Source organism: Microcystis sp. M_QC_C_20170808_M9Col, from assembly GCF_007095495.1.
In the GTDB taxonomy this organism is placed as follows: domain Bacteria; phylum Cyanobacteriota; class Cyanobacteriia; order Cyanobacteriales; family Microcystaceae; genus Microcystis; species Microcystis aeruginosa.
In genome coordinates, this window is record NZ_SFBZ01000334.1 from 1 (window position 1) to 8,324 (window position 8,324).

Below are 8,324 nucleotides of genomic sequence, written 5' to 3' on the forward strand. Positions count from 1 at the left end.
CCCCACACCCCACACCCCACACCCCACACCCCACACCCCACACCCCACACCCCACACCCCACACCCTACACCCCACACCCCACACCCTACACCCCACACCCCACACCCCACACCCTACACCCCCACTTCCCCGCTTGATCGAGTACAATAGAGTGTTCAGCAAAAGCGATCAGCTATTAGCTTTGATTAGTCCTTCGGTAAGAATATAAACCAGAGAAAAGAGCCATTAAAAGCGGCAATCAGCTGAAAAAGCTCAAAAACTGAATTTTAGGCTGAAGGCTGACGGTAGCTTGCTGAAAGCTGAATCCCGTTGATAATTTTTTTTACTTGAATCACCGTGGTTATCCAAATCGACTCAACTCAAAACTACGAAACCAAAACCCAAGAGATCGCTAGACAACTTTTAGCCGAAACTCGGGAAAAAAAAGGTCTTTGGTCTGCTTTACAGGATCAAATGCGTTGGGATGATAAATTACTTGATTGGGCAATGTCTAACCCCAATTTACGAGTACAATTATTCCGTTTTATTGACTGTTTACCCGCTTTACGCAGTAATGCCGAGATCGCTAATCATCTCCAACAATACCTCGGTGATGCTTCCGTAGAACTGCCCAGTGCGCTGAAAAGTATCCTCAACTTTAGTGATCCTAACTCCCTACCCGCTCAAACGGCCGCCAGTCTGATCAGTAAATCCGTAGAAACCTTAGCTCGTAAGTATATCGCCGGGGAAGACCTAGGGCAAATTACTCGCACTGTCACCCGTCTGCGGAAGGAAAAAATGGCTTTTACCATAGATCTCCTCGGTGAAGCGGTAATTACTGAAGCGGAAACCCAAGTTTATCTACAAAGTTATCTGGATTTAATGACCCATTTGGCTCAAGAAGCGAGCAAATGGAATAAAGTTAGCCAAATTGATGAAGCGGACGGCGACTTATTACCACAAGTGCAGGTTTCTGTCAAGCTAACTGCCTTTTATTCTCAGTTTGATCCCATAGATCCGATTGGTAGTAAGGAGAAAGTTTGCGATCGCATTCGCCTACTGTTGCGACGCGCTCAGGAGTTAGGGGTGGCAGTCCATTTTGATATGGAACAGTACGTTTATAAAAACCTCACCCTGGCTATCCTGAAAGAATTACTCCTAGAAGAAGAATTTCGCAGTCGTACCGATATTGGCATCACCCTACAGGCATATTTAAGAGATTCTGCCCAAGATTTACAAGATTTAATTAATTGGGCCAAAAAGCGCGGTTATCCCCTGACTGTCCGGCTAGTCAAAGGCGCTTACTGGGATCAGGAAACGATTAAATCTCGGCAAAATCACTGGCCACAGCCGGTATATAACGAAAAATCGGCCACCGATGCCAATTATGAACGGATGACGCGGTTATTATTGGAAAATCATCAATATTTATACGCCGCCATCGGTAGTCATAACGTGCGATCGCAAGCCTTGGCCTGTGCGATCGCAGAAAGTTTAGAAATTCCCCGTCGTCGCTTTGAAATGCAGGTATTGTACGGCATGGGCGACCAATTAGCCAAAGCGTTAGTGAAGCGGGGTCATCGGGTGCGGGTTTATTCCCCCTACGGACAACTCTTACCCGGTATGGCCTACCTAATCCGCCGTTTATTAGAAAATACCGCTAATAGTTCCTTCCTAAGGCAAAATTTGGAGGATCGTCCCGTGGAAGATTTAATCGCAGCCCCCCGGGTTTTAGGCAAGGATAACCCGATTATCCCCGGTTTTCCTAATGCCCCCGATACAGATTATGCTAACGAGCAATTACGAAATAAAGCGAGTCAAGCCCTTACTTTTGTCAAAAATTCCCTCGGTAAAACCTATTTACCCCTAATTAACGGCGAATACGTCACCACCAATGTTCAAATTAATTCCGTTAATCCCTGTAACCCGCAGGAAATAGTGGGTAAAGTGGGCTTAATTGAGGTGGAACAGGCAGAAAAAGCGATCATAGCGGCAAAACAGGCTTTTCCCGCTTGGAAACGCACTCCAGTGGCTAAAAGAGCCGAAATACTGCGAAAAGCGGCGGATTTGATGGAAGCGCGACGACACGAGTTATCGGCCTGGATTTGTTTGGAAGTGGGCAAAGTTATCCAACAGGCGGATCCGGAAGTGTCAGAAGCGATCGATTTTTGCCGTTATTACGCCTCTGAGATGGAAAGACTGGATTTAGGGCATAATTTCGACGTAGCAGGTGAGAATAATCGTTATTCCTACCAACCCCGGGGTATTGCTTTAGTGATTTCTCCCTGGAATTTCCCCCTAGCGATCGCAGTTGGAATGACAGTAGCGGCTTTAGTAGCTGGTAACTGCACGCTATTGAAACCTGCCGAGACTTCCTCGGTGATTACGGCGAAATTTGCCGAGATTCTCCTAGAAGCGGGTATTCCTGCCGGAGTCTTCCAATATATCCCGGGTAAAGGTTCCCAGGTGGGGGCGCATTTAGTTAGCCATCCCGATGTTCACCTAATCGCCTTCACCGGTTCACGAGAAGTGGGCTGTCGCATCTATACAGATGCCTCCATCGTGCAAAAGGGTCAAAAACACCTAAAACGAGTTATCGCCGAAATGGGCGGCAAAAATGCCCTAATTGTCGATGAGAGTGCCGATTTAGATCAGGCCGTTGTCGGTGCGGTTAAGTCCGCTTTTGGCTACACCGGCCAGAAATGTTCCGCCTGTTCGCGGATAATCGTTCTGGAAAGCGTCTATGATAGCTTTGTTGATCGCTTTGTCGAGGCTACCAAGTCCCTCAATATCGGGCCGACGGATTTACCGAGTACGGAAGTAGGACCGGTTATCGACGAGAAAGCTCAAGCAAGAATTCGGCAATACATCGAAACTGGTAAAAAAGAGGCTGAATTAGCCCTAGAAATGCCAATTCCAGAAGTGGGTTATTTCGTCAGTCCCACCGTCTTTAAAAATGTTCCCCCTGATGCGGTAATAGCGATGGAGGAAATTTTTGGTCCGGTGGTGGCGATTATCAAAGTGAGCAATTTCGAGGAAGCTTTAGCTGTAGCTAACGGAACCGACTATGCTCTAACCGGTGGCTTATATTCTCGCACTCCTGCCCATATTAACCGAGCTACGCAGGAATTTGAAGTGGGAAACCTCTATATTAACCGGGGAATCACCGGCGCGATTGTCTCCCGTCAACCCTTCGGGGGTTTCAAGATGTCGGGGGTAGGTTCCAAAGCAGGGGGTCCCGATTATCTGCTGCAATTCCTCGAACCTCGTCACATCAGCGAGAATATTCAACGTCAGGGATTTGCACCGATTGAAGGGGCCGATTAAGCAATTTATGGCTAGGGTTTGCGGCAAAAAGTTTGTTGGTGGGGTCAGGAGACAGGAGACTCCGAGACAGGAGACAGGAGTCAGTATTCAGGAGACTCCGAGACAGGAGTCAGTATTCAGGAGACAGGAGACTCCGAGACAGGAGTCAGCTTTTTTCTCCCTGCTCCCTTCCCCCCACTTCCCTATCTCCCCACTCCCCTATCTCCCCCCGCAACGCGCACGAAGTGGTCTCCCCACTCTCCTAGACTTTTTAAACAGGATTTAGTATCACAGGGGACTCCCCAACTGTTGTCTTTCCTAGCTGATTTCTTGGCTGTCAACCTACTGCTATATACTTAAGTTGAGAATTGCGTCGGCCTATCAAGAAAAGACTATGACGATTGAAACCGTTGCCACAAAACCCTTTAGTGACCAGAAACCGGGGACTTCTGGATTGCGAAAATCCGTTCCCGTTTTTCAACAACCCCATTATCTGGAAAATTTTATTCAAGCTATCTTCAATACTTTAGACGGTATCGAGGGTCAAACCCTAGTCGTCGGTGGAGATGGTCGTTATTATAACCGTCAAGCTATTCAAACTATCCTGAAAATCGCCGCCGCTAACGGTATCGGTAGAATACTCGTGGGAACCGATGGTATTGTCTCCACTCCCGCTATTTCTGGGTTAATTCGCGAAAATAACGCTTTTGGCGGTATTGTTCTCTCCGCTAGTCATAACCCCGGCGGTCCGGAGGGCGATTTTGGCATTAAGTACAATATTACTAACGGCGGACCGGCCCCGGAAAATATCACCGATGCAATTTATGCCGAGACTAAGGTGATTAGCAGTTATAACATCCTCTCAGGGGCTGATATTAATCTCGATCGCCCCAGTTCCTTTAAACTGGGAACTATGGATGTGGAAGTGATCGATGCGGTTACTCCCTACGTCAAAATGATGGAAAAGATTTTTGATTTCGATCGCATTCAGGCCCTACTCACTTCTGGTAAGTTTAAAATGTGCATGGATTCTCTCCATGCGGTGACGGGTCCCTACGCTTATGCCATCTTTGAACAGCGTTTAGGCGCGCCCAAAGGTACAGTATTAAATGGTATTCCCTTAGAGGATTTTGGTGGTGGTCATCCCGATCCTAACCTAGTCTATGCCCATGATCTGGTAGAAATTCTCTTTGGTCAAGAGGCTCCGGATTTTGGGGCCGCTTCCGATGGAGATGGCGATCGCAATATGATCCTCGGTCGGAATTTTTTTGTCACCCCCAGTGATAGTTTAGCTGTACTAACTGCCAACGCTCATCTAGTACCGGGCTATCAAAATGGTATCACGGGAGTGGCGCGATCGATGCCCACCAGTGCGGCGGCCGATCGAGTAGCGGCTAAACTGGGAATTGACTGTTATGAAACTCCCACCGGTTGGAAATTCTTCGGTAATTTGTTAGATGCGGGGAAAGCAACCCTTTGCGGGGAGGAAAGTTTCGGCACGGGTTCCAATCATATTCGCGAAAAAGATGGTTTATGGGCGGTTCTTTTCTGGTTAAATATTTTGGCAGTTAAAGGGGAATCTGTAGAGGAAATTGTTCGCAGTCATTGGCAAGAATTTGGTCGTAATTTCTATTCTCGTCATGATTATGAAGAAGTCGCCTTAGAACCGGCAAAAGAGATGATGGCACGTCTCCAGAAGTTGGTTTTAGACCTTAAGGGTAAACAATTTGGTAACTATGAAGTGGAATATGCCGATGATTTTAGCTATACGGATCCCGTGGATGGTAGTGTGAGTAAAAATCAAGGCATTCGCATTGGTTTTACCGATGGTTCTCGGATTATTTATCGTCTATCGGGTACGGGAACTAAAGGAGCAACTCTTCGGGTTTATCTAGAAAGTTATGAACCGGACGCAAGTAAACACGATATCGACACCCAAAAGGCCCTACAACCCTTAATTGATTTAGCCGAAGAAATCGGTCAAATTCGTCAATCTACCGGACGGGAACAACCCACGGTTATTACCTAAAATCTAGGGATCAGCTATCAGTTGTTATCGGGGAATTTTTTGACCTGCTGACCACTGATAGCCCCTCCTTAATTACTTCCAGTAATTGCCCTGTGGTACAATTTCTGAATTCCCGTGACTAATTTATCTAACATCGATCGATGGCTATCATGAGTCGGATCGAAACTCTGCACTTTGGTTAATAATTTTGCTTCCTGTACGTCCACGTCGTCATCGCTATAGATTAAAGTGCTAATCGATGTTAGTAGATCTTGATAGATTTCTGGACTAGGATTATCGCCTAAATAGGACTCTAACCATCGATAACATTCACCGGTTTTAACTGGTTTTAGTTCCGATAATAGTGGTTTTATCTCCGGATCATCATCAAGTTTTTCCCTCACAGCTACCTGTCTTAAATAGTTTCTTTCTGATGGTTGAATGACCCCATCAATCCAAGCAACACCGATGAGAATTTTCAGTAATTGTTTATTTTTCATCCCACACTTCCTTGACTAACTTAGCCATAAAAAAACCGTCTTGATTATGCCGATGGGGTAACACTTCGATCGCTCCCGTTTCTGTATAGTATTCTGAGAAGCATGAATTAGAGTCAGGAGTGGCCATTTTCCAATCGGGATGAGCGGCTAAAAACTGCTCGATCACTCTTTCATTTTCTAACGGATCCAGAGTACAGGTGGCATAAACTAAGATTCCCTTCGGTTTTACCCAAGTGGCAGCCGAGGCTAAAAGTTCCCCCTGTCGTTTGGCTAGTACAGGTAAATTTTCCGGTGTTTGTCGCCAACGTATATCAGGACGCTTGTGCAGGGTTCCCAATCCTGAACAGGGAGCATCGATTAGTACACGATCGGCGATGCCGCGCCACTGGGGACGATCGCGACTATCCCCTAGATGTATTTCGATCGCTTTTAAGTCTAATCTTTTAATATTGGCTTCTAACTGTCGTAAACGGGATGCCGTTTGATCACAGGCTAATATTCTACCCCGATCGCCCATTAATTCGGCAATATGAGTGGTTTTTCCCCCCGGTGCCGCACAAGCGTCGATAATTGTCTCTCCGGGCTGGGGATCGAGCAGATAAGTGACTAATTGGGCGCTAATATCCTGTAGGGTGTAATTTCCGGCTCGAAATCCCTCTAAACGCTCAATATTGCCTAAACCAGAGGTTAAACGGCAAGCTAGAGGTAACTTAAGATAATTAAAAGTTATATTGGCTGATTCTAACTCATTTTCTAGGGCTTCTCGGCTAGTTTTCAGGGGATTAATCCGAATATCGAGGTCAGGAGAGCGATTAAACCATTGACACAGTTGTTCCGTTTCCGTAACACTAAAGCGATCTAACCACAATTGCACCAACCAATCGGGGAAACTGTGGAGAATACCCAATCTAGAAGCGGTATTTTCCGGTAAAAGTAAAGGATCGTCGCCATTAGCAGTTAAACGGAGATATTGCCGCAGCATTCCGTTAACCACCGCCGCTAATTTGCCTAAATGACTGATTTTAGTTAATTCTACCGCCGTATTCACCGCCGCCGATGGGGGAATCTGGGATAGATAACGCAGTTGATAAAGACCAATATGGAGAATTCGCCGTAAATCCGGGGGTTGCTGGGCCGCGGTTTTTTTCCCCAAGCGATCGAGCAGCGCATCCAAAGTTCTTTGTCGGCGGATTATACCATAAACAATCTCCGTTGTCAAGGCTTTGTCAAGACAATTTAAGGAACTAGCGGACAAATGGCGATCAAGAGCGCGATCGGGATAGGCGGAGGAGCGATCGATATCCCGTAAAATCAGCAAAGCCAGCTGACGAGCATTATTCATGCAGTTTCTAGACGATTGCGGAGGAATTGGCGTAAAATAGTCAGTGCCGGAATCGGGATTTCGTGACCCATATTTAACTCGTGATATTCGACGTTAACCCCCAAACCAAGCAGTAAATCTCTGGCTTGACGAGCAGCAGCGATAGGAACGACGGGATCCTGCTTACCATGAACAATTAAGACATTTTGTGGGCCTTGGGGATGGGGTTCACCGTGCAGATAACCACTCAAGGAACCCAATCCCGCCAAGGGTAAAGATAAACCCACATCCAGCGTCATCGCTCCCCCTTGGGAAAAACCGGTCAAAAAAGTCCGCTCTAGGGGAATACCGGTAGTTGCTTCTAGGGAAATAATCCAATCGTGCAACTGTTGACGACTAGGGACTAAACCTTGATAATCGGAGGTTTCTAAAGCATACCAGGCGCGTCCCCCCGGCACTTGGGGATGATCGAAGGGAGCATTAGGAAACAAAAATTGACAATCAGCTAGATCCAGCATCGATGCAAGGGGGGCCAGATCCATGGCATCTGCACCCCAACCGTGCAGCATGATCACTAGATAGCGAGCGGGATTTTCCGGGGAAGGGGGAATGACAATCGGGTTAAAAGACAGAGTTTTTTCCTCGCAATTCTCTTTTTTCTCTATTCTATAGCGGTTTTCCCCGGGGTGAGATGGGTGTTGGGGGAGTATTTTCAGTGATCAGCTTCTGAAGGCAAAAGGCACTCATGCAAAAGGCAGCTTTATTCTCCCAACTCCGGCGCTCCCAACTCCCATCACCCCACACCCCACACCCCAGGAAAAACTTTTTCAGCATCCCCTAAATAGCAACCAATAATTTCCCTTGTCTTTCTATCAATTAACCGCCAAATATAAACCTTTATCGTCTTAGAAAAAACCAAAGACCACATCTCATCACATTCTCTAAACAATTTACCTTTTGGTTTGTCCGAAACCTTTACTTGACGGGGAACAGCCGCCAGTTTATTGTTGACATAATTTTGTAACCATGACCAACTTACCCCTGTTACTCTCGCAATTCCTCGCAAGGAAATTCGTTCGAGCAAGAGTTGATCAATTAATTGTTTGGTTTCGTCAGAGACGGTTTTATTAGTGGGATTGATCACCAACGGTTGACCACATTCTTTACCTTGACGTTTGGGTTTTCCATTATGAATAGAACCATTCTTGA

Annotated in this window: 5 protein-coding genes and 1 pseudogene; 2 read left to right on the forward strand and 4 right to left on the reverse strand. The window is 46.5% G+C overall.

Going from position 1 to position 8,324, the window contains the following annotated elements:
• The first annotated feature begins 337 nt into the window (after window positions 1-337).
• Together pruA and EWV68_RS21200 are read left to right on the forward strand one after the other, a co-directional pair.
• Window positions 338-3,307, forward strand: a complete 2,970-nt coding sequence (gene pruA, locus EWV68_RS21195; protein ID WP_287170949.1) for an L-glutamate gamma-semialdehyde dehydrogenase — start codon at window positions 338-340, stop codon at window positions 3,305-3,307.
• Between the two features lie 373 nt (window positions 3,308-3,680).
• Window positions 3,681-5,315: an alpha-D-glucose phosphate-specific phosphoglucomutase gene (locus EWV68_RS21200; protein WP_287170950.1), complete on the forward strand. Its 1,635-nt coding sequence runs from the start codon at window positions 3,681-3,683 to the stop codon at window positions 5,313-5,315.
• 68 nt (window positions 5,316-5,383) lie between these two features.
• On the opposite strand, the gene EWV68_RS21205 is transcribed toward EWV68_RS21200, so the two are convergent.
• The 4 genes and pseudogenes from EWV68_RS21205 to EWV68_RS21220 all read right to left on the reverse strand — a co-directional run.
• Window positions 5,384-5,794 carry a tellurite resistance TerB family protein gene (locus EWV68_RS21205; RefSeq protein ID WP_287170951.1) on the reverse strand — a complete coding sequence of 137 codons (411 nt, stop codon included), beginning with the start codon at window positions 5,792-5,794 and terminating at the stop codon, window positions 5,384-5,386.
• Complete coding sequence (locus EWV68_RS21210) at window positions 5,784-7,136, reverse strand: 16S rRNA (cytosine(967)-C(5))-methyltransferase (RefSeq protein WP_061430795.1); 1,353 nt, start codon at window positions 7,134-7,136, stop codon at window positions 5,784-5,786. The genes EWV68_RS21205 and EWV68_RS21210 overlap by 11 nt, the downstream gene beginning before the upstream one ends.
• Window positions 7,133-7,684: an alpha/beta hydrolase gene (locus tag EWV68_RS21215; protein WP_002760078.1), complete on the reverse strand. Its 552-nt coding sequence runs from the start codon at window positions 7,682-7,684 to the stop codon at window positions 7,133-7,135. The genes EWV68_RS21210 and EWV68_RS21215 overlap by 4 nt, the downstream gene beginning before the upstream one ends.
• Window positions 7,685-7,923: 239 nt before the next feature.
• Window positions 7,924-8,324 (reverse strand): annotated as a pseudogene (locus tag EWV68_RS21220) (IS1-like element transposase); the annotation flags it as partial.